Origin of the sequence: Fictibacillus macauensis ZFHKF-1, assembly GCF_000269865.1 — a bacterium.
GTDB classification, from domain to species: Bacteria; Bacillota; Bacilli; order Bacillales; family Fictibacillaceae; genus Fictibacillus_C; species Fictibacillus_C macauensis.
This window is the reverse complement of record NZ_AKKV01000021.1, coordinates 1-24838: the sequence shown is the minus strand read 5'-3', so window position 1 is coordinate 24838 and position 24838 is coordinate 1. Positions and strand designations below refer to the sequence as shown.

General features: G+C 39.5%; 27 protein-coding genes and 1 riboswitch. Of the genes, 18 read left to right on the top strand and 9 right to left on the bottom strand.

Annotation, left to right across the window (positions count from 1 at the left end):
- The first annotated feature begins 56 nt into the window (after positions 1 to 56).
- The gene (locus A374_RS05080) at positions 57 to 575 is read left to right on the top strand and encodes an acyl-CoA thioesterase (RefSeq protein WP_007201121.1); all 519 of its coding nucleotides are present in this window, start codon (positions 57 to 59) and stop codon (positions 573 to 575) included.
- Between the two features lie 197 nt (positions 576 to 772).
- Here the strand turns inward: A374_RS05080 and A374_RS05075 are convergent, their stop codons facing one another.
- The gene (locus tag A374_RS05075; protein WP_007201120.1) at positions 773 to 979 is read right to left on the bottom strand and encodes an alpha/beta-type small acid-soluble spore protein; all 207 of its coding nucleotides are present in this window, start codon (positions 977 to 979) and stop codon (positions 773 to 775) included.
- 535 nt (positions 980 to 1514) lie between these two features.
- Between A374_RS05075 and yidC the strand changes: the two genes are divergently transcribed.
- The 4 genes from yidC to A374_RS05055 all read left to right on the top strand — a co-directional run bounded on the left by yidC (position 1515) and on the right by A374_RS05055 (position 6482).
- Complete coding sequence (yidC, locus tag A374_RS05070; RefSeq protein ID WP_007201119.1) at positions 1515 to 2261, top strand: membrane protein insertase YidC; 747 nt, start codon at positions 1515 to 1517, stop codon at positions 2259 to 2261.
- Positions 2262 to 2376: 115 nt separating this feature from the next.
- Complete coding sequence (locus tag A374_RS05065; RefSeq protein ID WP_007201118.1) at positions 2377 to 3153, top strand: Cof-type HAD-IIB family hydrolase; 777 nt, start codon at positions 2377 to 2379, stop codon at positions 3151 to 3153.
- 21 nt (positions 3154 to 3174) lie between these two features.
- A complete protein-coding gene (locus A374_RS05060) occupies positions 3175 to 4032 on the top strand; it encodes a patatin-like phospholipase family protein (protein WP_007201117.1) in 858 nt (285 codons plus the stop codon).
- Positions 4033 to 4430: 398 nt separating this feature from the next.
- A complete protein-coding gene (locus A374_RS05055) occupies positions 4431 to 6482 on the top strand; it encodes a peptidoglycan D,D-transpeptidase FtsI family protein (protein ID WP_007201116.1) in 2052 nt (683 codons plus the stop codon).
- Positions 6483 to 6577: 95 nt separating this feature from the next.
- Here the strand turns inward: A374_RS05055 and A374_RS19875 are convergent, their stop codons facing one another.
- Positions 6578 to 6667, bottom strand: coding sequence for a YjcZ family sporulation protein (locus A374_RS19875; RefSeq protein ID WP_083841947.1), 90 nt, complete (start codon positions 6665 to 6667; stop codon positions 6578 to 6580).
- 212 nt (positions 6668 to 6879) lie between these two features.
- Here A374_RS19875 and A374_RS19870 point away from each other — a divergent pair, with 212 nt between their 5' ends.
- Both A374_RS19870 and A374_RS05050 read left to right on the top strand, forming a co-directional pair.
- A complete protein-coding gene (locus tag A374_RS19870) occupies positions 6880 to 6975 on the top strand; it encodes a YjcZ family sporulation protein (protein ID WP_083841946.1) in 96 nt (31 codons plus the stop codon).
- Between the two features lie 107 nt (positions 6976 to 7082).
- Entirely contained in the window at positions 7083 to 7601 is a 519-nt protein-coding gene (locus tag A374_RS05050; RefSeq protein ID WP_007201115.1) for a copper resistance CopC family protein, read from the top strand.
- 66 nt (positions 7602 to 7667) lie between these two features.
- On the opposite strand, the gene A374_RS05045 is transcribed toward A374_RS05050, so the two are convergent.
- On the bottom strand, positions 7668 to 8618 hold the full coding sequence (locus A374_RS05045; protein ID WP_007201114.1) for a metal ABC transporter solute-binding protein, Zn/Mn family: 951 nt from the start codon (positions 8616 to 8618) through the stop codon (positions 7668 to 7670).
- A 165-nt stretch (positions 8619 to 8783) separates the two neighbouring features.
- Between A374_RS05045 and A374_RS05040 the strand changes: the two genes are divergently transcribed.
- From A374_RS05040 to A374_RS05010, 7 genes are all read left to right on the top strand, one after another.
- A complete protein-coding gene (locus tag A374_RS05040; protein WP_007201113.1) occupies positions 8784 to 9287 on the top strand; it encodes a MogA/MoaB family molybdenum cofactor biosynthesis protein in 504 nt (167 codons plus the stop codon).
- A gap of 127 nt (positions 9288 to 9414) precedes the next feature.
- Positions 9415 to 9606, top strand: a complete 192-nt coding sequence (locus A374_RS05035; protein WP_007201112.1) for a hypothetical protein — start codon at positions 9415 to 9417, stop codon at positions 9604 to 9606.
- Positions 9607 to 9697: 91 nt separating this feature from the next.
- The gene (locus A374_RS05030; RefSeq protein WP_007201111.1) at positions 9698 to 10114 is read left to right on the top strand and encodes a CBS domain-containing protein; all 417 of its coding nucleotides are present in this window, start codon (positions 9698 to 9700) and stop codon (positions 10112 to 10114) included.
- Positions 10115 to 10363: 249 nt separating this feature from the next.
- Positions 10364 to 10543: riboswitch (cobalamin riboswitch) on the top strand.
- 126 nt (positions 10544 to 10669) lie between these two features.
- Entirely contained in the window at positions 10670 to 12928 is a 2259-nt protein-coding gene (locus A374_RS05025) for a ribonucleoside-diphosphate reductase subunit alpha (protein ID WP_007201110.1), read from the top strand.
- A gap of 19 nt (positions 12929 to 12947) precedes the next feature.
- Positions 12948 to 13985 (top strand): ribonucleotide-diphosphate reductase subunit beta, encoded by a 1038-nt coding sequence (locus A374_RS05020; RefSeq protein WP_007201109.1) that lies wholly within the window; start codon positions 12948 to 12950, stop codon positions 13983 to 13985.
- Between the two features lie 209 nt (positions 13986 to 14194).
- Entirely contained in the window at positions 14195 to 14776 is a 582-nt protein-coding gene (uptA, locus tag A374_RS05015) for an undecaprenyl phosphate transporter UptA (RefSeq protein WP_040340354.1), read from the top strand.
- A 200-nt stretch (positions 14777 to 14976) separates the two neighbouring features.
- Positions 14977 to 16047, top strand: a complete 1071-nt coding sequence (locus A374_RS05010; protein ID WP_007201107.1) for an NAD(P)H-dependent flavin oxidoreductase — start codon at positions 14977 to 14979, stop codon at positions 16045 to 16047.
- A gap of 38 nt (positions 16048 to 16085) precedes the next feature.
- Here the strand turns inward: A374_RS05010 and A374_RS05005 are convergent, their stop codons facing one another.
- From A374_RS05005 to A374_RS04985, 5 genes are all read right to left on the bottom strand, one after another.
- Entirely contained in the window at positions 16086 to 16400 is a 315-nt protein-coding gene (locus tag A374_RS05005; protein ID WP_007201106.1) for a DUF948 domain-containing protein, read from the bottom strand.
- A gap of 83 nt (positions 16401 to 16483) precedes the next feature.
- The gene (locus tag A374_RS05000) at positions 16484 to 17230 is read right to left on the bottom strand and encodes an IucA/IucC family C-terminal-domain containing protein (protein WP_007201105.1); all 747 of its coding nucleotides are present in this window, start codon (positions 17228 to 17230) and stop codon (positions 16484 to 16486) included.
- On the bottom strand, positions 17223 to 18041 hold the full coding sequence (locus A374_RS04995; RefSeq protein ID WP_007201104.1) for an ABC transporter ATP-binding protein: 819 nt from the start codon (positions 18039 to 18041) through the stop codon (positions 17223 to 17225). The genes A374_RS05000 and A374_RS04995 overlap by 8 nt, the downstream gene beginning before the upstream one ends.
- A 12-nt stretch (positions 18042 to 18053) precedes the next feature.
- Positions 18054 to 19097, bottom strand: a complete 1044-nt coding sequence (locus tag A374_RS04990; protein ID WP_007201103.1) for a FecCD family ABC transporter permease — start codon at positions 19095 to 19097, stop codon at positions 18054 to 18056.
- Positions 19094 to 20101 (bottom strand): FecCD family ABC transporter permease, encoded by a 1008-nt coding sequence (locus A374_RS04985; protein WP_040340341.1) that lies wholly within the window; start codon positions 20099 to 20101, stop codon positions 19094 to 19096. Before A374_RS04985 ends, A374_RS04990 begins: the two co-directional genes overlap by 4 nt.
- A gap of 186 nt (positions 20102 to 20287) precedes the next feature.
- On the opposite strand from A374_RS04985, the gene A374_RS04980 reads away from it, so the two are divergent.
- Positions 20288 to 21226: an ABC transporter substrate-binding protein gene (locus A374_RS04980; RefSeq protein WP_040340352.1), complete on the top strand. Its 939-nt coding sequence runs from the start codon at positions 20288 to 20290 to the stop codon at positions 21224 to 21226.
- Positions 21227 to 21347: 121 nt separating this feature from the next.
- Complete coding sequence (locus A374_RS04975; protein ID WP_007201100.1) at positions 21348 to 21671, top strand: hypothetical protein; 324 nt, start codon at positions 21348 to 21350, stop codon at positions 21669 to 21671.
- A 63-nt stretch (positions 21672 to 21734) separates the two neighbouring features.
- Here the strand turns inward: A374_RS04975 and A374_RS04970 are convergent, their stop codons facing one another.
- On the bottom strand, positions 21735 to 22364 hold the full coding sequence (locus A374_RS04970) for a deoxynucleoside kinase (protein ID WP_040340351.1): 630 nt from the start codon (positions 22362 to 22364) through the stop codon (positions 21735 to 21737).
- Positions 22365 to 22564: 200 nt separating this feature from the next.
- Here A374_RS04970 and A374_RS04965 point away from each other — a divergent pair, with 200 nt between their 5' ends.
- Together A374_RS04965 and A374_RS04960 are read left to right on the top strand one after the other, a co-directional pair.
- The gene (locus A374_RS04965; RefSeq protein ID WP_007201098.1) at positions 22565 to 23182 is read left to right on the top strand and encodes a DsbA family oxidoreductase; all 618 of its coding nucleotides are present in this window, start codon (positions 22565 to 22567) and stop codon (positions 23180 to 23182) included.
- Between the two features lie 205 nt (positions 23183 to 23387).
- Positions 23388 to 24638: an MDR family MFS transporter gene (locus A374_RS04960; RefSeq protein ID WP_156793131.1), complete on the top strand. Its 1251-nt coding sequence runs from the start codon at positions 23388 to 23390 to the stop codon at positions 24636 to 24638.
- The last annotated feature ends 200 nt before the right edge of the window (positions 24639 to 24838 follow it).

The window sequence follows — 24838 nt, the reverse complement described above, 5'->3', positions numbered from 1 at the left end:
TTGCTGTATGGCAGAGGTTTTTTTCTATATAATAAAGTGGGAGAGGATGAGAAGTTATGGACGTAAAAGAAAAACTAGTAAGAGAATCGAGAACGGTAAAATCAAGTTTTGTATTGCCGCCAGACACGAATAATCATGGAACATTGTTTGGCGGAAAACTAATGGCATACATTGATGATGTGGCTGCAATTTCAGCGATTCGGCATGCACGCTGTAACGTCGTAACAGCATCGACGGATTCAGTTGACTTTTTATACCCCATATCAGTGGGACAATCCGTCTGTTTAGAATCGTTTGTAACGTGGACACATAAAACATCAATGGAAGTATTCGTAAAGATTACATCAGAAAACCTTTTTACAGGCGAGCGAAAAATATGTGCCGTTTCTTTTTTAACGTTTGTTGCTTTAGGAGCAGATGGAAAACCTACACCTGTTCCGAGAGTCGTTCCTGAAACGGAAGAGGAAAAGTGGTTGCATAACGGAGCTGAAGAACGTTCCGAAAGTCGAAGAAAACGTCGCGAAAACAGTAAAAAGTTAGTTGAAGAGTTTGGTACACAAAAGCCGTGGGAGTAAGGGGTGATGTGGCAAGTTAAAAAAAATGAAAAGAAAGCGTTTTAATTTTTTCAAATTCAAGAAGTACATGTTATAATAAAGATACCTTTTTCCAGCCAGGGATACGAGAACCCTGGCTATTTTTATATTCTTTTATAAACAAAGAAACAATGAAAAAAGGCAAGCGTTTTCGCTGCCTTTTTTTGAGGAGAGATTGGTTATCTGCGGTATCCGCCACCAAGTTGTTGTTCAGCCATTTGAACAAGACGTTTTGTGATTTCGCCACCTACTGATCCGTTTGCACGGGAAGTTGTGTCTGCACCAAGTTGTACGCCGAATTCAGAAGCGATCTCATATTTCATTTGATCAAGAGCTTGTTGAGCTCCACTTACTACTAATTCATTTGAACTGTTGTTACGTGCCATATGTATCACCTCCTTGTACTACTAGTGTGTATAATTGGTTTTCAAATTATGCATCCCTTTTTAAAAAAAAATTGTGTCAAAACTGCGCCCTTTGCCGTATAGTATTTTATCCCCCTATAGCTTTGAAAAAAGACGGTGTTTCCCTGATGGGAGCGCCGTCTTTTTTTTATGAACTTACGTATGCGTTTTTCACAAATCAAGAAATGTAGTATACTAAGCATTGAGGAGGTGAGTCCTATCGAATGGTTCATGCCTGAATTGTTGTTAGTCTCCATGTTGTTTTCGGTTCTTTTAATAAGCGTCGGTAAGCATTTTGCAAAAGAGATGCCGACGTTGATCTCAGCTCAGAATCTACAACTTGAAAATTCCCAATTGATCGTAAACAAGCAAAATAAGCGACAACCGTTCACGTCGTTTTATTTTTTGCGAACAGGAATTATGTATTGTAAATATAACAAAATATCACCCGACGATTGTGAAGGTCCTTCTTCTTTGGTTGTTTGTCATGTTACAAAACAATCAAGGAGGAACAATATTGAAACGATTAGGACTCACACGAAACGGTCGGTTATGGCTTTTATTGATAGGAATCGTAGTACTTGCGGGGTGCAGTAGAGCACCTGTTGATGAACATAGTACAGGCATTTGGAGTCACTATTTTGTTTATCCACTCTCTTGGCTCATTAGACATGTGGCTCGTTATTTTTCAGGAGAGTATGGACTAGCTATTATCTTATTGACTGTTGTCATTCGCTTATTGCTTATTCCAGTAGCACTCTACTCGAAAAAAAAGCAACAGAAAATGAAAGAATTGCAACCTGAAATTGTAAAGCTACGAGAAACCTACAGCAGTAAGGATCGCGAAACACAGCGAAAGCTTCAACAAGAAATGATGCACCTGTATCAGCAGCACAAGGTAAATCCTATTTCGATGGGCTGTCTACCACTGCTCATACAAATGCCTATACTCATAGCTTTCTATTATGCCATTATTCGCACACCGGAAATTGGCGTGCATAGCTTTTTATGGTTTCAACTTGGACATCCTGATTCTCTTCACCTCCTTCCGATCATTGCCGCACTAACAACGTTTGTGCAGCAAAAAGTGATGAATGCATCAATGAACGAAATGAATCCGCAATTAAAAATGATGGGTTACATTATGCCGCTCATTATTGTTGTATCATCCTGGAACTTATTTGCGGTGCTGCCAATGTATTGGATTGTTGGAAATGTGATTGCGATTGTTCAGACGGTGATTTTAAATCGTATGTCTTCGTAAGTGAAGTGTGGAAAAGCCTTCCGTAATGGGAAGGCTTTTTACGTGAAGTCTGAAAAGTTGACAGACTTCAAGACGAAATTCATCATAGATAAAAGATAAGGAGTGGAACGTTACAATGGAAAAAATGGTGTTTTTTGATATAGATGGTACATTGATCGATGAAGCAACAGGAAAAATTCCTGATTCTGCAAAAGAAGCGATTTCGGAACTTAAGAAAAAGGGGATTCATGCCGGCATTGCGACAGGACGAGCTCCCTTTATGTTTGAGCATATTTTACAGGAGTTAGAAATAGATTCGTTTATTAGTTTCAATGGCTCTTATGTTGTGTTTAAAGGTGAGCCGATTTATAAAGCAGTGCTTGATGTAGAACGTTTAAAGGAATTAGAAACGATTGCGGAACGGTCTAACCATCCAATGGTGTTTCTTGATCACGCTTGTGCTACAGGAAATAAAGAATTTGCCGATAATGTACATGAAAGTACGAAGCATTTATTGCCAGCGTATCCGACGTTTGATCCAAGTTATTATCATCATAATGAGATCTATCAAGCCCTCTTATTTTGTGAACATCCTGAAGATGAGGGATATCGCACACAATATGATGGCACATTTGACTTTATCCGTTGGCATCAACTAGCAATAGATGTTATGCCTTCAGGCGGTTCTAAGGCTAAAGGGATTGAAGAGTTATTAAAAAGAACGCCTGTTCAACGCGAGAACACGTTTGCGTTTGGCGATGCGCTTAATGATATAGAAATGCTACAGCATGTAGGAACAGGTATTGCAATGGGCAATGGTTTACAAGAAGCGAAAGCAGCCGCTAACTTTGTTACGAAACCAGTTCATGAAGATGGCATTTGGTATGGGTTACGAAAAGCAGGTTTGATTTAAAAGAAGAGAGGTAGCATAAACATGCAAGGAACGGGCCTTGTACTTGAAGGTGGAGGCATGAGAGGGCTGTACACAGCAGGTGTATTGGATTATTTTATGGAGCATGATTTATATTTTCCATATGTAATCGGTGTTTCAGCAGGAGCATGCAATGCTATGTCCTATTTGTCTCGCCAAAAAGGAAGAAATCGGGTCGTTAACCTTGATTTTGTTCGACACCCGGATTATATTTCCTATCGAAATTTATTATTGAAGAAAAAAAGTTTATTTGGAATGGACCTTATTTTTGATGACATTCCCAATAAGCATGTACCGTTCGATTTTGAAACGTTTTATCAGGCACAGGAGCAATTGGTGATTGGGACTACCGATGTTACAACAGGTCAACCCATTTACTACAATAGTAAGGAGCATGAAGAACATATTATGACCATTTTACGTTCTTCCTCGTCTATTCCTTTTATGTCACCACCTGTGTCGTATAATGAGCAAATGCTTGTTGATGGTGGAGTATCTGATCCCATTCCAATTCGAAAAGCACAGTGGGACGGGCACCGACGCAATGTTATTATTCTCACCCAAAACGTCGGATACCGAAAAAAAAAGCCAAAGTGGAACTGGTTGGCTAAACAGCTTTATAAAAAGCTACCAGGGCTTATGCCTGTTTTATTAGAACGGTATAAAACATATAATGAAACGTTAGCTTACATTGAGCAACTGGAGCGCAAACAAGAAGTGTTTGTTATTCGTCCTCTGCAAAAGTTAAAGGTGAGTCGAACAGAACGAAATCCATATAAATTGGCAGCTCTATATGAACAAGGTGTTGAAGATGCAGCACTGCTACATAATCGGTTAGAAAGCTGGTTGTACACCTTGTAAACCGTTCATTTGAGCCCAAAAAGCTAGCAATACATGCTTTTTGGGCTTTTTTTGTTTGTTCGTGTTCTCATCTATATGCATAGGTCATCTTATGGCACGCAAAAGCTATGGAAAAATCCACATCGTAGATCGCTTTCCCGACGTTACTCGTTACTGTTCCGCCATAATTTTTTTCTGAAAAGAATGGCATTTTAATAACGTTAGAGGTAAAATTTTTAGAAGGTGGTAAAAATATACCTTTAACAGGGAAAACCTACTTAGTTGCTCGCAAGAAAAATATTCAGCTTATTTTCTTAAATATTGCATGAAAAACTTGGAATCCCTATGAAACTTTAGTAATCTAAGAGAGGACTCATTTTTATAATGTAATTGTAAGATAACGAAGGAGGAAAAAAGGAATGGGAAAAAAGGTCCAAAAGAAAAAGAAAAACCATGTTCCTTTTCGACTGAATGTACTATTCGTCGCAGTCTTCCTGCTGTTTTCGATTTTAATATTACGATTAGGAGTATTGCAAATCGTACAAGGTGAAGAAAAGCGTTTAGAATCAGAGGCCATTAAAAAAGAAGAAGCGAAAAAAGAAGCGCCTCGTGGAAAGATTTTTGATAGCTACGGAAATGTTGTAGTAGATAATAAACCGTATTTCACGCTTACATATACGAAAACATCGGGTACAAAGTCTCAAGAATTATATGACACGGCTAAGTGGATTGCACAACATGTTACGATCAAGAAAAAGAGAATTACTGAAAAAGACAAACAAGAATTTTTCATTTTCAAAAAGTCACTTCAAGAACAAGGCCTAAAGAAGCTCATAGATGCGCGGATCAGCGCCGCTGAGGCGAAGAAATTCAAAGGAAAAGAACTCGATAATTTATTGCAAAGCCGCATTACGAAAGATGAGATTCAAGCACTCACGAAAGAAGACTTAAACGTGTTAGCGGTTCGTAAAGAAATGAGTACAGGCTATGCCTATTCTCCATCACCGATTAAAAAAGAGCTTACCGACGAAGAAATCTCGGTCGTTTCGGAAAACCTAGATAAGCTTCCAGGCATTGATGTAATGCCGGATGCGGATCGTCAATATCCATTTGGGGATTCATTAAAGACCATTTTTGGTCAAGTGAAACAAATCCCACGAGAAAAACAGGCCTTCCTACAAGCCTTAAATTACGACAATAATGATCAGATTGGTGTTTCGGGAATTGAGTCACAGTATGAAGATACTCTTCGTGGTACGAAAGAAAAAAGTGTGTACATGACCAATCCGAAAACGGGAAAAACCATCGGAGATCCAAAAGTAATTGCGGGTAAACGAGGTAAAGATTTAGTTTTAAGCGTTGATATGGATTTACAACATAACTTAGAAAATATCGTTGAACAAGAATTAAAAAAGGCAAAAGCTAGAGGCGGAAATGAACTAATGAATTCGGCCTACATTGTGATGATGAATCCGACAACAGGTGGAATTTATGCCATTGCTGGTAAGAAGTATGAAGACGGAAAATATAGTAACGATTCCTATGGCGCTTTATTTAACGCCTTTGAAATGGGATCTGCCGTCAAAGGGGCAACTGTACTAACAGGTCTTCATAAAAGTGCGATTTCTACTGGCGAATATATTTACGATGCCCCAGTAAAAATCGGAAATACCACCAAAAAATCGTATACGAACATGGGTAGTATCAATGAACTTACCGCTCTTGAACGCTCTTCTAACGTATACATGTTTAATATTGCAATGCGTCTTGGTAAGTATAGTTATAATGAACGAAAATTTTATGGAAATGACTATCGACTTGGCTATAATGTGATGCGCTATTACTTTAGTCAGTTCGGTTTAGGGATACGAACAGGAATTGATTTCCCTAATGAGTCGACGGGCTACAATGGTGGCTATCAACAGCTCGGTAACATGCTTGACTTAGCGATTGGTCAGTTTGATACGTATACGCCTGTTCAAATGGTTCAGTATGTATCTACCATTGCAAACGGTGGGTATCGCGTTCAACCACGTCTTGTGAAAGAAATACGAGAGCCTTCGACGGAAACGGGTAAAGAAGGTAGGGTTGTTGATCGCTTTGAGCCGAAGATCCTAAATAAAATAGACATGAGACCTGAGTACATTAACCGTGTTCAACAAGGGTTCTGGCAAGTTATGCATGGGTCTCAAGGGACCGCGAAAGACTTTAATAGCTCTGTGTATCATAATGCTGCAGGAAAAACAGGAACAGCAGAGGTTAAGAAGTATGATAGCAACGGTAATCTAATTAGTAATAAAGACAACCATACACTCGTTGGCTATGCACCGTTCGATAAACCAGAAGTAGCCTTTGCAGTTGTAGCGCCATTTGGAGCAACAAAAGGCGAAAATATAAATAAAGAAATCGGTAAACGAGCGTTAGAAGAATATTGGAAACTAAAAGAAAAACGTAAAAAACCGAAAGAATAAAAAGAAGCACTGAGCCATCTCGCTCAGTGCTTTTTAAATGGGTTGTGTTAGGGCTAATGAATGGAAAAGAATTTACTAAGCGATACTAGCGTTCATTAGAATGCGCATGCGCAACCAATGATAATCAATAAGACAAAGAGTACGACGACGAGGGCAAAACCGTTGCCGCCAATTGCATATCCCATCTGTTATTCCTCCTTTATTAGAGATTCCAACATTTCCTTATCACTATATGGCAATCCGATAGGAGATGTATAGGCCTTTGTAGGATTAGCTACGAAATTGGGCAAGTCGCATTTCTATCCAAAAAATAGACGAATGTGCCGGTACCCAATGTTTGCCACCGACATATGTTAGGAGTGTAGATTATATTTCACTCGAAAGAGGAGGCAACAAAATGTCTTATGGATTCGGTTGTGGCAATGGATTTGCCCTTATAGTTGTTCTGTTCATTTTGTTAATTATCATTGGATGTGCTTGTGCGTTCGGTTAAGCCTTAACTAGGCAATCTGTGAGCAAAAGACCACCCGAACGAGGGGTGGTTTTTTGTTGCTGCATCCCTTACAGTTAATGTGTAAGAATGATTAAAGGAGATGTAGTATGAAAAAGTACATAATGTTAGTGTTGTTATTCGTTGTATTTGCAGGTTCATCAAAGGCATTTGCTCATACTGGTTTAAAGCAAGCAAATCCTAGCGCGAATGCAGTAATTAAAAAAGATGTGAAGCAAGTTATGCTTCACTTTGAAACGAAGATTGAGAATTTAAGTACGCTTTCCGTTACGAAAAATGGACAGGCTGTTGATGCAACTGTATCCGTACAAGGAAACATGATGACGGGAACGTTTGCTAAGCCGCTTGAAAATGGTAAATATACTGTAACGTATAAAATTATCGGAGCGGACAGCCATAAGATTGAAAATAGTTATGAGTTTACGGTAGATAAATCATCTACGTCAAAAGTGGAACCTAACGTAACAAAAGAGGAAAAACCAGCAAAGGCGGATCAAGCAACTAAATCAAAAGAAGAACAGAAAGATCGTACGCCGATGATTGCCATCATAAGTGTTGTTTTAATTCTCTTAATCATCGGAGTTGTTATCATTCGTCGGAAGAAGTAAGACGTAATTTGATAATGAACAGCAAAAAACGAAGTAAAGAGTATAATGCCTCTTTACTTCGTCTTTTTATTTCAGTACTTTTTGCAGTACATTTACATTTTGTTTCATTAAAGAAAGATAGGTTTCCCCAGCTTTTTCTTCTTGGGGCGTTAATGTTTCTAAGTTTCTTAATGTAAGTGTTTTTGCGCCTGCTTCTTGTTCCACAATGCGGGCGATCTTATCACTTGCTGTTTTTTCTAAAAGTATATAAGAAGTGTGCGTTCGCTTTACATGAGAAATCAGCGCTTGTAGCTGTTTTTGTGAAGGCTCTTGTGATGGGGAAATGCCAGTTACAGCAACTTGGCGAATGCCATAACGTTTTTCCCAATAACCATAGGCAGCATGTGATACAATCATTTCTTTGTTTTTCTTATGTTTTGTGACAGATAGAAAGGATTGATGAATGCGCAGTAACTCTTTTTTTAATGTAAAGAAGTTTTTTTGAAAATACGCTTTGTGTTGCGGACGAAGCTTACTAAATGACTGTTCAATGTTTTTTGCTAAATCAATCGCGTAAAGAGGATCAATCCAAACGTGCGGATCAATATCTCCGTCGTCGTGCTCGTCATGCTCTTGATGTCCAGCGTGTTCTTCTTCCTCGTCCTGTGCGTGCGAGAGTCTTGCTAAAGGAATGCCAGTAGCCGCTTTAACCGTCATTACACCTTCATCTTTTACAATATCAGTAACTTTGTTAGCAAAGCCTTCCACGCCAGTTCCGTTATATATGAAAACGTTGCTATCCGCAATAGACACCATGTCTTGCGTAGTTGGTTCAAAGGAATGAGCATCACTACCAGGCGGAACAACATTCCGAACGTGGACATAGCGGCCACCAATCTGCTCTGAGAAAAATTGTAGAGGGTAAAGTGTAGTTGTCACGTCTAATGGATCTTTTGTTTTTTGTTCTGTATGAGGAGCACAGCCGCTTGCAACGAAGAGAAATATCAACGAAACAATAGCGATGCAGCGAAATTTCATGATGCAACTTCCTTTCAGTAAGGTCAACAATCCTTACCATTATAACGGAAAGTATTCGAAATGCAAAGCGTAAATATTACGATTTACCAAATGGGGTTATTAGTGGACAATGACTACTAAATGAATCATAATATTTTTGTAAGGTTTTTTGAAGGGAGAACGCTCATGAGCGTAGAACAACATAAACAACAAGCAAAAGCAGCATTGCGTTGTAAAGTAATTACTATAAGTGATACAAGAAATGAAGAGAGCGATCTAACGGGTCAGTTTTTGAAAGAACAAATGATAATAAATGGCCATACGATCGTTGCTTATGAAATTGTGACCGATGATGTGCACAGCATTCAACAAGCTGTTCTCTCGGGCTGTGAACGTAAACTAGATGTTATTCTTTTAAATGGGGGAACAGGTCTTTCACAACGAGATGTAACGATTGAAGCGCTTTCTCCATTATTTGAAAAAGAAATTACTGGATTTGGTGAATTGTTTCGCATGCTAAGTTATACGGAGGACATTGGATCAGCAGCGCTTTTATCACGAGCGATTGCGGGTGTCATTGGCTTGACCGCTGTTTTTTCCGTTCCTGGCTCGCGAGGAGCAGCCAAGTTAGCATTAGACAAATTAATTGCACCAGAGATTGGTCACATAGTGGCAGAAATAAATAAATAAGGTTTGGTGCATAAAGAGCCATCTTCTTCATACGTTTAAGTACATCCATATGATTCAGTAGACAAGATGAAACTTTTTGTAGTCGGAATCGTATAGTATTATGAAAACGCTTAATCAGGAGGATATGATGGAAGGACAATTGCGAAAAGCTGTCGAAGCGAGGAAAGCATTTCTTATTCGAGCACTTCATAAAGAAAGTTTGCTAAGCCATGAGCGGCGAAGAGCACTACTTAATACCCCGCTATCACAATTAGAAGATGAATATAAGCGCAGCGAATATGAAAAACAACTTCCTCCTAAAGAAAAAAAGAACGTTTAACTAACGTTTTGAGAGGGAAGAAATAATCTGTTTGGCGCTTAATAAATGGACAAGTAGATACAGCATTATAGAACTAAAGGAGAATTACTGCATGAATATCGCTTTTTATCTTCTGCCAAAGGAGCAGGTAAAGTATTTAAATCCTGAGTCCACTATACGGCAGGCTCTAGAAAAGCTGTCATATCATAAGTATACGTCGGTACCTCTCGTTGCTGAAAACGGGAAGTATGTCGGTACATTGACAGAAGGCGATTTGTTGTGGAGGTTGAAGGACGCGTTAGATATTGGCTACACTGAAGTGATGAAAATGAAACTGAATGATGTTCCTCAACGTGTAAACAACATTTCGGTTTCTATTAATTCAAACATGGAAGATTTAATTACGTTATCAACTGACCAAAATTTTATTCCTGTAACAGATGATGAAGGTCATTTTATTGGAATTATTCGTCGCCGTGACATTATTAAATATTGCGCAAATACAATATGGAACAATAAAGAATTATAGTAGGAACCCCTCATTAAAGTTCATAAACTTTAATGAGGGGTTTTTTCTAAAAAAGGTTGTTTTTATTGTTAAAGATCGAGCAATCATGATAGACTATCTTTTCGAAACATAAGCGATTGAAAACAGCTCTATTTTTTAAGAAACGATAAAAAAAGAAAGCGGATTGCACCGCGTTTTTTCCGCTGTTGCAAAAAATCAAGGGTTGACTTTCACTATATTTAGTGTGAAAGTTGATATAAGAAACTAAATATAGTAATCAGAAGAAAAGGTGTCACGAATTTGACTTAATAGGGAATCCGGAAAAAGCCGGAGCTGTCCCCGCAACTGTTTTGTGGACGAAATGAGAAACCACTGTACGTAATTCGTACGGGAAGGCTCAGAGTAGGATGAAGCATAAGCCAGTAGACCTGCCTTTTCTTCTGTGTTTTGATTCTTCGGGGATTGAGAACCAAAAACGGTACAGTTTTTTTATTTATTTGTGCCGTTTTTTATGCTCATCCAATAGGATGGGCTTTTTTTATTGCTATGAAAACAAGGGATGTAGGAGGAAAAAGAATGACAACAACCATTACGAATAAGGTTATTCTTTGGATAGAAGAAAGCTTAGCATCGTTTCCACACATGGAGAGTGAATCGTATAAAGAAAGAATGTTGCGTTATGTTGAACGAGGTGAAAGCGATGAATCTCTCGTCCAATCGGCTATTTTACATGCGCTTGAACGGGTAACGATGAATGAACCAGACTGGACATTCGTAGCGGCTCGCATTCATTTAAGCCGTTTATATGAAGAGGCGGCAATGAATCGAGAGACGGGTGCAAAAGAAGGCTACGGCAACCTACATGGCTTATTAACCCTTTTAACAGACAAAGGAATCTATGATCGCATGTTACTAGAGTGCTATGACCGTCGTGAGCTTGAAGAGCTAGAAAAAGTGATCATCCCGACAAGAGATACTCAGTTTACATACATTGGCTTACGCACCTTAGCAGATCGTTATTTAGCAAAATCGCATGAAGGTGACGTGTACGAGCTACCACAAGAAAGGTTTATGATTATCGCCATGACGCTTATGAGTGAGGAACCTCGAGAACGACGCCTCTCGCTTGTGAAAGAAGCCTATTGGGCTATGTCGAATTTGTATATGACGGTTGCGACGCCAACCTTAGCAAATGCGGGTAAAAGTTATGGTCAGCTTTCTAGTTGCTTTATTGATACGGTCGATGATAGTTTACGCAGTATTTATGATGCAACAACCGATGCAGCTACGTTATCAAAAGGTGGAGGCGGGATTGCTGTCTACTTAGGAAAAATTCGTAGTAAAGGATCATCGATTCGAGGATTCCTTGGCAATTCGTCTGGTATTTTACCGTGGGCAAAGCTACTAAATCAAACAGCAGTAAGTGTGGACCAACTCGGTCAGCGAAAAGGAGCCATTGCTGTTTACTACAATATTTTTGGAAAAGACATTCTTTCTTTTCTCGATGCAAAGCTTAACAACGGTGACGAGCGTCAACGACTGCACGATCTGTTTCTCGGTTTAAGTGTGCCTGATCTATTTATGGAAAAAGCAGAAGCACGAGAAGATTGGTACGTTTTTGATCCTCATATGATTAAGGAAGTCATGGGCTTTGAATTAGATGATTATTATGATGAAAAAGTAGGGGCAGGCAGCTTCCGTGAGCGATATTATGACTGCGTCCAAGCAGCCCGGGCAGGTCGTTTTGGTGAAAAAGGGGTTGGCGGATATGACGTTATTCCCGCAATTGATATTTTCAAGCGGATTATGAGAAGTCAGCTTGAAACCGGTGTACCGTATATGTTTTATCGCGATGCGGTCAATCGTGACAACCCTAATAAACATACTGGCATGATTTATTGTAGCAACTTATGTACGGAAATTGCGCAAAATAGTTCGGCTACGACTGTCACAGAAGAATATACTGAAGATGGGAAAATCATCATCACTAAAAGACCTGGAGACTATGTAACATGTAATCTAAGCTCGATTTCACTAGCAAAAGCGGTGGAAGAAGATGTGCTAGAGAGACTTATTCCTATTCAAGTCCGCATGCTTGATAATGTTATTGATTTAAATAGAGATCGCATTGAAGTAAAACAAGCGGTGCTAACGAATAAAAAATACCGTGCGATTGGGTTAGGGACATTTGGGTTACATCATTTATTAGCGAAAAAAGGGATTCGTTGGGAATCAGAAGAAGCGGTACAATACAATGATGCTTTGTATGAACAAATCGCTTACTTAACGATTAAGGCGAGTAATCAGCTTGCTATTGAAAAAGGAGCATACCCTGTTTTTCAAGGCTCAGAATGGGAGACTGGCACGTACTTTGAGAAGCGCAGCTATACGTCGGAACGGTGGCTACAATTAAAAAAAGAAGTCGCTTCTTCGGGGCTAAGAAACGCATGGTTAATGGCAGTTGCGCCTAATGCAACGACGAGTTTAATTGCAAATTCAACAGCGTCAACAGATCCTATCTTTAAGAAAGAGTATTCTGAAGAGAAAAAGGATTATAAAATCCCAGTTACAGCACCTGACTTGAATGCTGAAACGACATGGTTGTATAAATCTGCTTATGAAATTGATCAAAAGTGGAGTATTAAACAAAACGCTGCACGACAACGTCATGTAGATCAGGCGATTTCGTTTAATTTTTATGTGAAAAATACAATTAAAGCAAAAGATTTACTTGATCTTCATATGACCGCTTGGAAAGCAGGGTTAAAAACGACGTATTATACTCGCTCTACTTCGCAGTCAGAGCTAGAAGCATGTGAAAGCTGTTCAAGTTAAGACTACGGGGGGATAAAAAATGAAATCTTTAACGCAGCGAAAATTATACGATGTTGATGCACCTAATGCTTCAACAGGGATTATTAATGGAAAAAGTTCAAATGTTCTCAATTGGGATGATGTTCGATACGCGTGGGCATATCCACTTTACAAAAACATGCTTGCTAATTTTTGGACACCGTTTGAAATCAATATGTCTGGTGATGTTAAACAATATCCACAGCTTTCCGGTGATGAGCAAGAGACGTTTAATAAAGTAATTGGTCTACTGGCCTTTTTAGATAGCATTCAAACGGATTATTCTGCAAGGGTGGCTGATTATTTAACAGATTCAAGTTTATCAGCACTTATGACCGTTCTTTCGTTTCAGGAAGTGGTGCATAATCAATCGTATTCTTACGTGCTTTCGAGTCTCGTAAATAAACAAAAGCAAGATGAAATATTTGAGTATTGGAAGCACGATCCGATTCTTCGAGAACGCAATGATTTTATTGCTCAAGGCTATGAAGCTTTTGTAGCCAACCCAACACCGAAAACATTTATGGAGAGCATCGTCTATGATGTAATATTAGAAGGCTTAAACTTCTACTCAGGCTTTGCCTTTTTCTATAATTTAGCACGCAATCAAAAGATGGTTGCCTCTAGTACGATGATTAATTACATTAATCGTGATGAACAATTGCATGTGCGTCTTTTTACACAAATCTTTCAAGCGTTGCTTCAAGAAGTACCAGAATTAGATTGTGAAGAAACGGTTCAATTTGTTCAAACTACATTTAAGAAAGCGGCAGCGTTAGAAATTCAGTGGGGACGCTATATTATAGGAAATCGCTTTACCGGACTTCATATGGATGAACTAGAAGCTTATATTAAATTTATGGCGAATAAGCGCGTGAATGAACTTGGTATAGAGCGTCCTTTTGAAGGCTATCGTGAGAACCCAATGAAATGGATTAAGGCATACGAAAATGTAGATGATGGAAAAAGTGATTTCTTTGAGCAGAAGTCAAGGCAATATACGAAAGTATCAGATGAAAATGGCTTTGATGACTTATAAGGTTTCTCGGGAACCTGTTTCAAAAAAGGATGTAATAATGGTAAAATAAGAGACGTGATCTAGACTCCTACTCTAGCGAGATAGGAGTCCTTTCTATTACATGGTTTTCTTCTAATTTATTGTTTCTATCATAAACTAGAAGAAACGAAAAACAAAGATCTAAAGGATTATCACAACAGAAAGTAGGTAACGTCTTGAAAGAAGCGATTATGTCCCTATTGGAATGGATCGTTGGCCTTGGGCACACCGGTATTGCGCTTGGTCTAATGGTAGAGGTTATCCCTAGTGAACTTGTTCTATCCTATGCTGGATATATGATTTCACAAGGACGCTTAACATTCGTTGGCTCCGTCATTGCGGGTACGATTGGTGGTACACTTGCTCAACTGTTTTTATATTGGATGGGCTATTATGGGGGAAGGCCGTTTCTCGAAAAGTTTGGAAAGTATTTATTAATCTCAAAAAAGCATATTGATGTTTCAGAAAACTGGTTTAAAAAGTATGGCACAGGCGTCATTTTCTTTGCGCGCTTTATACCGGTAGTACGACATGCCATTTCTATTCCAGCGGGAATTGCCAAAATGTCCTTTTTGAAATTCACGGTATATACTGCAGTAGCCATCGTACCGTGGTCTATTTTATTTATTATGCTAGGTAGTAAACTTGGTAGTAATTGGGAAAATATTAAAACAATTGCTGCACCTTATACGACATGGATTACAATTGGAGCTTTAGCACTGCTATTCGTTGCCGTTCTCTTTAAAATGATGAAAAATAAACGTGTGTCTTAAAAGAAGTCCACATCATTGCCCTTCCATGATGTGGACTCCTTTTCGTTGTTATGCTGTTTCTGCCCCTTCGATAGTATGCAAAGAGCGCATTGTCACTTGAAAAAAGCGTATCTTTTGAATGTTTTGTAGGGAAATGAGACATTGAATGTAGCGAATGCTTTGTTTAGAGGTAATTATGGAGAACGAGGAGGAGACGAACGTTGAAGCATTGTTTACAAACAGTATGTGGTGTGCGTTATCCCATTATTTCAGCAGGAATGGCGGGTGGCCCAGGCGGCCCAGACTTAGTCGCTGCTGTGAGTGAGCATGGCGGTTTAGGGACGTTAGGAGCAGGATATATGGAAGCAGCGGACATTACGGCTGCCATTGCAGAGATTAAACGACAAACAAAGCAACCTTTTGCGGTGAATTTATTTCTGCCAGTAGAGACCTTCGTTCAAGAAGAAGCTGTCCAAGCAATGCAACGCCGTTTGAGTGCATTAGGAGCGGGGAAGTCTCTTGAACAACAAGTACCGTCTCGACGGGATCCTTTTGCTTTTTTTGAGCAACAGCTACAAGCCGTGATGGAGAGCGACGTAAAAATCATTTCCTTTACCTTTCATCTTCCTTCCAAAGCACTAGTAGATCGGTTGAAGGAAGCTCAAATGATCGTCATTGCGACGGCAACTTCTGTAAAAGAAGCGACGTTGTTAGAACAAGTTGGCGTCGATATCATTTGCGCGCAAGGAAGTGAAGCTGGGGGACATCGTGGTACGTTTCTTGATCGCGAAGAGGATAGCTTAATTGGAACGATGGCGCTCGTTCCACAAATATGTGATGCTGTAGCACTTCCGGTCATTGCAGCCGGTGGAATTATGGATGCTCGAGGAATGGCAGCAGCCTTCATGTTGGGTGCAAGCGCAGTACAGTTAGGTACATTCTTTTTAGCAGCTCAGGAAAGCGGGGCACATCAGGTGTATAAAGAGGCTGTTCTACAAGCAAGTGAGCGTGATCTTGTATTAACAAAAGCATTCTCCGGAAAACTCGCACGTGGTATTAACAATCAATTTATTACTGAAATGAAGAATATTGAAGCACTTCCTTATCCAATTCAACATGAGCTCACTACGCCTCTTCGTCAATGGGCAAAATCAGTTCATGAAGGAAATTACATGTCTTTATGGGCCGGTCAAGGAATTACGCTTGTTCAATCAAAAAGTGTAAGAGAACTCATGCATGAACTTTTTACAGCCTATAATAAGCTAACAACGCATTTACAACGTTTTGAATAAGAGAAAAAGAGACTGCGAAAAAATTGCAGTCTCTTTCATTATGACGTTTTTTTAGAAGAAGGCTTAAGTTGCTTAAATAAAGTGATGGAACTTGTTTTTAACTCTTTAAGAGACGTGCCAATGCTTTTTACACTTTCTTTTTTATGGTTCATATCAAACTTTAAATATTGAGCTTTTTCGCTTAAAAGGTCAGTTTGCGCTGTAATGTCTCCAACGCGGGCTTGCATGAGTTGCGTAGTTTGATTCACATGCGCCATTGTTTTCTGGCTTTCTTTTGCTATTTTTATAGCAGTTATCCCTAAGTATATTAGAGAAAGAACAATAAGTACAAGGCTACAATAGATAAGGATCACAAAGAAACCTCCTTTTAGTAAGAGTGTATTCCCTTTTCTATTATTACACAAACAATAAAACACTTCAGAAAAGAATTAGAGCGTTAAAAGGAGCTATTAGGGCATGTTTTACAACACGTACCGGCCTCTGTTTGATTGTATAAACAACACGTGGTCCGCTTTGTAAAATGATTTTTTTCACAAGCATCTATGAAGGACGAAAATGGATTTTTTGATGTATTAAATAATGTCCCTTGTGCTTCCTTTACAATGTACGCGTAATCTTCTGCAATGGTGGCTTTTAGTTCAGGTGAATGATCTTCGTGCAACCATGTTTGATACAACCAGACAATATAAATAAAGGCATTTTCCCATAACATCGCTTTGGACGCTTTTGTTACAGAGGCAAGCTGTTGAAGCGTTGGCGTAATATTTTCGGAAAATAGAGTTGTTAAGGCAGACTCTCGCCATTTTCGACGATCTCCAACCATTGAAAGGCCTTCTAGGTTCTTAAGTGAGAAAGAAGGCAACCAGCTTTGGTGTTCGCCTTCATCAATTAACATGACATTTTGCACGCGCATATCAAATTGTTTATTTAAGAAGGTCATTGCGTATAGTGAAGACGTTAGACAGCAAAAAGCATAGCGTTTAAAGAACAAAGAAGCGATAACACGTTTATTTTCAGACCCGATTTTTGGTCCAATTGTTGTTAAAAATGCTTCAAGCTTTTTGTCTTCGAATAAAGAGGAGGCTTCCATCGCTACATGTTCTTTTGAAAATTGAAATTGAAAATGACACGTCTTTTCAAAATAAGCTTGCTCCGAACTGCTCCAGTTTAATGAATTAAGCATAATAAACCTCCCGTGCTTTGTTGGGCTTGCGTCCTTTTCCGAAAGGTACGCACAATGGTGTTCCGAAAATAGGATCTTTCATAACATGACAAGAAAGAGAGAAGACATCGGATACGAGACGTTCTGTCATAATCTCTTCTGGAGCACCTTGAGCAAATACTGATTTACCTTGAATAGCGACGAGGTGGTGCGCATAGCGACAGGCTAAATTCAAATCATGAAGAACCATCACAATGGTCCGTTCTTCCTGCTCATTTAAATCAAATAAGAGATCTAAAATTTCGATTTGATGAGTCATATCCAAGTAGGTCGTTGGTTCATCTAATAATATGGTTTCTGTTTGTTGTGCAAGGGTCATTGCAATCCAAGCACGTTGGCGCTGCCCGCCTGAAAGCGCATCAACAGGACGATCTGCTAATTCGCTCATATTCGTTGCTGTTAGAGCACGTTGAACAGCTTCTTCATCCTTTTTAGACCATAGTTGATACCATGATTGATAAGGATAACGCCCTTGTTTCACAAGCTCCATAACGGTCAAGCCTTCAGGAGCGCTCGGTCCTTGCGGCAATATAGCAAGCTCTTTTGCAATGTCTTTCGTTGGCCGCTTGGCGATATCTTTTCCATTTAAGAGAATGCTGCCATGAGATGGCGTAAGCAGACGAGCCATTGAGCGCAATAACGTTGATTTACCACATCCGTTACTTCCGATTAGAACCGTAATTTTTCCTTTTGGAATCGTAAAATGTAAGTTTTCAATAATGGTTTGTTTTCCATAGGATAATGTTAATGATTCGGTTTGTAATGAAGTCATTCTAATCGCCCCTTAACCATGGTTTTTAAGCAATAAATAGATAAAGTATGGAGCCCCAATGGCGGCAGTAAAAACACCAGCTGGTACTTCCATTGGTGCAAAGAGTGTTCTGCCTGCTAAATCAGCTAATACGACAAGCAAGCTTCCAAGTAAACTAGCTACTGGTAAGAGTGAGCCGGCAGAAGGGCCGACTAATCGTCTAGCAATGTGTGGCGCAATCAGTCCTACAAAGCCAATTGCCCCTGCGAAAGCGACAGCGGATCCTGCTAATACAGTGCTAATGAGCAATAGCGCAATACGCCATTTTTGAACAGCGTGACCAACACTTTCAGCAACGTCATCACCGAGTGCTTGCACATTAAGTTGACGGGTGATGATAACTAACAGTGGTAGAAGTACTATGAACCATGGTAATAGATTCATTACGTCATTCCAACTTGATCCGTTCACTGATCCGGTTAGCCAAATTGTCGCTTGAGACGCTGCATAGATCGGTCCAAGTAAAATCATTAGTGATGTTAATGCTTGGGCGGCACTCATCAGCCCAACGCCAATTAAAATAAAGCGAACAGGGGAGATCCCTTTACTCCAAGCAAGAATATAAATAAGAATTGCCATGAGTATGGCACCAGTTACGGCAGCAACCGGTAAATAATGAATGCTAACGTTTAACTGCCGACCGCTGCTAAACAGCGTAATAAAGGCAACAGCAGCAAGCCCTGCCCCATGTGTAATACCTAACATGTCGGGTGATGCAAGCGGATTTCTAACGACCCCTTGCAAGATGCTGCCAGATAGGGCAAGAGCGGCGCCCGCAATCGTCGCAATGAGAATTCGTGGTAGCCTAAATTCGCTAACAATTAAGGAGGTACCAGGATCTCCAGTACCAATCAGTGAAGCAATTACTTCCAGCGGAGACAAGAGTGTATCTCCAATGCTTAAGCTTCCAACGATCGCACTGATAACGACAATCGCAAGTAACAAGCTAACCATAAGTCCTTTTTTATGAAGTAAAAACGAAACTTTTTTTGTTTGAATGGATGCAAACTTCTTCATTTGAATGTTCCTTTTCTGGCAATATAAATAAAAATTGGTGTACCGATAATTGCGGTCATTACACCGACTGGAACCTCTTCTGGCATGATGATATAGCGTGCTGATAAATCGGCGATGTTTAAAAGGATTCCCCCAAATAGTGCAGAAACAGGAAGAACGTACCGATGATCGTAGCCAACAAAATAACGTGCAAAATGTGGAACGATAATACCGATAAAGCTAATGGGACCGGCAACGGCTACTGAACTACCAGCTAAGATTACGATACATAGACCGGCAAGCCATTTAAAAAGAACGGTTCGTTGCCCCACGCTTTTAGCCACATCTTCGCCTAGTGAAAAAAGGTTTAGCTGGCTATAGAGAAGGAAGGAAAGCAGCCACGCAGCGCCCATATACGGTAATACATCAAGGAGCCATTCTAACTTGCGCCCTTGAATGGAGCCCGCTAACCAAAATAAAACTTCGTCTAATGCTTTCTCATTGGCGACGAGTAGACCTTGTGTTAAAGAAGCAAACATGGCCGCTAATACAGCTCCCGCTAGCGTCATTTTAATCGGTGTTAATCCGCCCCTTCCAGCTGAACCAAGCGCATACACGCCAATACCTGTTAAAGCAGCACCTGCAAAGCTTAGCCACATAAAGGATTGTAAGGAACTAACGTTGAATAAGGTGACGGCGCTAACAATGAAAAAGCCCGCACCGGCATTTAGACCAAATACATCGGTGGATGCAATGGGATTTCTCGTAATCGCTTGCAGAAGAACCCCTGCAAGTGCTAAAGAAATGCCGACTGCTGTACCTATGAGCGCTCGTGGTAAGCGCGTATTTTGAATAATAAGATGTGCGGTAGAGCCATTAAAGTGAAACAAGGCATTCCAGGCCGTCTGAAAGCTTGTTTCTGTGTACCCAAAGACAATACTTGCAATCATAGAAGCTAATAATATGAAAAGGAGACTAATTAGTAGAATCGCTTTTCCTTTCGTTGATCGAATGATTCCGTTCATACATACCCCTGCCATCTATATTTACTTCTTAAGTTTAAAAAAGACGGAAAGTAATGTCAATGATTTTGAGAATCATTATCAAATAGTTGTTGACATTCTTTCTCAGTTTCCTGTAATATGCATATTGTAATTGAAAATGATTATCACTTGGAGGGGAACACATTGAAAGGTTTACGTTCAGCAATTATGAAATTTGGAGTGGTTATTGCCGCTTTGTCCCTATTATTACTAGCAGCGTGTGGCAAAGATGATAGCGCTTCTACGAAAAAAGAAGAAGGAAAGACAGAGGGATATAGTGTTAAGCATGCGATGGGTACAGCTACCATTAAAAGTGCAAAACGTGTGGTTGTTCTCACGAATGAAGGAACAGAAGCTGTGCTTGCATTAGGTGTGAAACCAGTTGGCGCTGTTAAATCGTGGTTAGGTAACCCATGGTACGATCATATTAAGAAAGACATGGACGGTGTAACGGTTGTTGGAGATGAATCACAAGTAAGTGTGGAAAAAGTAGCTTCTCTTAAACCAGATCTCATTATTGGAAATAAAGTACGACAAGAAAAAGTGTATGAGCAATTGAATAAGATTGCACCAACGGTATTTGCAGAAGACTTACGTGGCAACTGGAAACATAATTTTTCGCTTTATGCCCAAGCATTACATAAGGAAAAAGAGGGAGAAAATGTTCTTAAGGAATACGATCAGCGTGTAGCAGCTCTCAAAAAAGAAGCAGGTAAGAAATTAGACGAGAAAATTTCGGTTGTTCGCTTCTTGCCAGGCGTTTCCCGCATTTATTCTACCAATTCTTTTTCAGGGGAAATCTTAAAACAAATAGGATTTAAACGTCCGCAAATTAAAGCAAAAGATGATTTTGCTGCAGAAGTAAATAAAGAACAAACTCCGATGATGGATGGGGATCGTATTTTTTATTTCACATTTGAAATGGGAGACGGTAAAGCCGCTCAACAAGAAAAAGAATGGACAAATGATCCGCTATGGAAAAAATTAAAAGGTGTTCAAAAAGGACATGCTTACAAAGTATCTGACGCTATTTGGAATACAGCTGGTGGTGTAAAAGCGGCTCATCTTCTGTTAGATGATATCGAGAAATTTATCATTAAAAAATAATAAACGTAACGGAGGCGTCTTAAGGCGGCCTCCGTTTTTACGTGCGCTTAAAAGTTTCTTAAGAGAAAAGAATGAAGTGGCTGTCATTATCACAAGCTACTCTATAAAGGAGTGGTTTTTAGTGGAGAAGACAACGTATTATGTAAATGTTGAATCAGGTGAAATACATACAGATTCTTCCGTTGCGAGCTTTCAATTTGAAATTTGTGCAACAGAGGATGAGGCGCACGAGCTTGCAAAATTATTTCAAGCGTGCGACGAGGCAGCGATGGGCACATTTTGGCGTTCGCATGTGCCGTACGTCTCGTATCATAATGATCAAGAAAATGATCAATATGACCAATGTCTAAAACATGTCTATCAGTTTATTCATGATCATGGACAACCTCTAACAAAATCACACATTGCATCGATGGGAATATTAAATGACAACAAGCTACCCTAGGGCAGCTTGTTGTCGTATGTCATTGTATAGGTAACAGCGTAATTTAAGGTGGGAAAAGGGAAATTATACTGTGGCTAATTGCAATTCTTCTAGTGTGGACTTTACTAAGGCAACTAACTCATTTGCATCCTGTTCATTATAAATATCAAATTGGTCACTGTTAATTACGAGAACAGGAGTTTTATTATAATGAGCAATCCACTCGCGATATTTGCCATGCAATGTCGTGTAATAGTGAAGCAATTCAGGATGAAGATCAATTTGTTCATAATCACGGCCGCGTTGCTTAATGCGATGTAGCGCGGTTTGTAGGTCGCTATCTAAATAGATAAGTAAGTCTGGTCGACGATTTCCTGCACCGACTTCTTCCATCATTGTTTCGAGTAAATCGCTGTACGTTTCGAATTCAAGCTTTGTCATATTACCAGCTTCGTAATTCAACTCAGCAAAAATAAGATCTTCGTAAAGGCTGCGATCCAGAACATTATTTTCGTGAGACATTGCCTGTCGAATCGTTTTAAAGCGCGTATTTAAAAAGTAAATTTGAAGTGGGAAAGCCCATCTTTTTGGGTCAACATAATAATCAGGCAGAATAGGATTGTCTCCTACGCTTTCATAAAATGTTTCAGTGTCGAGCGCCTGACTTAGCAACTCGGCAACAGTTGTTTTTCCTGTCCCTATCATTCCTGCCATTAAAATCACGTAAAAAAGCCTCCTGTATGTCTTGCATTTCCATTAATAAGTGTATGTACGTATCTATATATAGTACGTTCTTGCGTAGACGCCTTCTAAATATATCATTTTTATGAAAAGCTGGATAGTACATTTCTTACACGGGTTTTGCTATGATGGAGATGAGTCCTTTTAAATCAACATTGAGGAAGGTGAGCTTCATGACTATGACGTTAAAAGTGTACTCTAGCTTTACATGTCCATACAGCTATTTAACGCAGTTTATTGTTAATCAGGCTATAAACGGCAAGGATGTTCACGTTGCTTGGCTACCTTTCTTTTTGAACCATGAAGAACAATCGTGGCAGTCAGAACAAGATAATTACAAGGAATGGGCGGACATTATTAAACCTATTTCTAAAAAACTTCAAGTAGACATTAAAATGCCTAAGTATAATCCGTCAACTTATAATGCTCAAATTGGGTATTTAATTGCAAAAGACAACAATAAACATGATATATTTAGACAAAACGTATACGAAGCGCATTTTATTACAGGCGACGATATTAGCGATCTGCCCGTTCTAATGGACATAGCGGCAAAAAGTGGACTCGAAAAAGAGAGCTTTCCTGCTGCCTTGCAAGAAGAAAGGTATCGATTAAGGTTAGAGACGTTAAAAGAAAAATACAACATGAAGTCCATGGAGAATGTGCCACACTTCACGATAGGTGATCGTAAGTGCGACGGTTTTGTTGAACAATCTGCTCTTGAGAAAATGATTCGTTGTGCTATTCGTGATGCAAAAATGGATTTTTGTGATGGTGATTCGTGTTATTAAAAAAGGAGCCCCACAGGTACCATACCTGTGGGGCTTTACACTATATAATGAAAAAGGGGTTGTAGGGATATGTAAACTATAGCAAGTTTTTTTATGAAAGAAGAAAATGTGTGTTTTTTTCCATAAGATACGTTCTTTATTGTTTGAAGAATGATAACATTTAAGTCGTAAAGTGTATAGAAACGAAAATTGTGGGGGGATTGTAATGGGGATAATGAGCAAAAGGCGACGATATCACCCAATCGTTTCAGCGATTATAATAGGAACATTATTTTCAAGAGCGGCCTTTTTTATGACAATGCCATTCTTAGCGATTTTCCTGTATCAAGAACGGGGAATCGCACCAGAAACGATTGGTCTCATTATTGGTATTAGTGCTTTAACAGGGACATTTGGTGGGTTTATTGGCGGTTATTTATCGGATCGTATCGGCCGATTTCCGGTGATGATTCTGGCTATCTTTGCGTGGAGCGGTGTTTTTTTAGGCTTTGCACTCGCAGAAAGTGTCGGTACGTTTCTCTTATTAAATGCTTTAAACGGATTGTGTCGTTCATGGTTTGAGCCGATTTCCAGAGCGCTGTTGTCAGATGTTACTACAAAAGAAAATCGACTCAGTGTGTTTAATGCGCGTTATTTTGCAATTAATGTGGGCGCAGCGATTGGTCCTGTAGCCGGAACGTACTTAGGGACGTCACATTCGATGTCGGCTTTTTATATTACAGCAAGCGTTTACTTTTTATATGCACTGCTCGTTTGCATATTAATGAAAAAGTATCAGCGGAGCTTACATATAGAAAAAGAAGAAAAAATAAGCATAAAAAGAGCGCTTGCCACCGTAGCGAAAGATCGTGTCTTATTTTTATTTTTACTTGGAAATATGGTTGTTTTGATGGCACAAGCTCAAATGGATACAACGCTTGCTCAATACACAGCAAATTCAGCTCTATTTACAAATGGCGTTGCACTGTTTTCATATTTAATTGTTGCCAATGCATTGACAGTGCTCATACTACAGTATCCTCTGACAAGCTATATGAAACGATTTTCACCGATGTTTGGTCTTTGTGTAGGGAGTCTCGCATTTAGTCTTGCTTTAGCAGGATTTGGGCTTTCTACGAACGCTTTCTTTCTTATTCTATCCATGGTTGTGTTAACGGTTGGTGAAATTATAGTCTATGTAAATAGTGATGTCTTACTCGATGATTTAGCACCCAAACATATGAAAGGAACATATTTTGGAGCGATGTCATTACGATCCATCGGCTTTAGTGTAGGACCATGGATTGGCGGCGTACTACTACAATTCTTTGGTTTTTCTCACGGATTTTATGTATTTGGCTCATTAGCTCTTCTCTCTTTACTTGCATTACCTTTTTTTCAACTAGGACAGCATGTAAAATACAAACAAGATTACAGCGCTAAGGCTGTAACAAGTAAAAGCTCATCTTCGTCTTAATTGCCTATACAAAAAGGACAGGGGTGCATATCATGAGAGGAGTAAACGTATAAGGAGCTGAGTTTCTTGTCTAATAGGCACTATCCGTTTCCAGTGTGGAACCAAGGCGGACAATCGCAAGGAAGCACACAACCCGGATTTCCGTGGAACCAAGGCGGCCAATCACAAGGAAGCGCACTACCTGGATTTCCATGGAATCA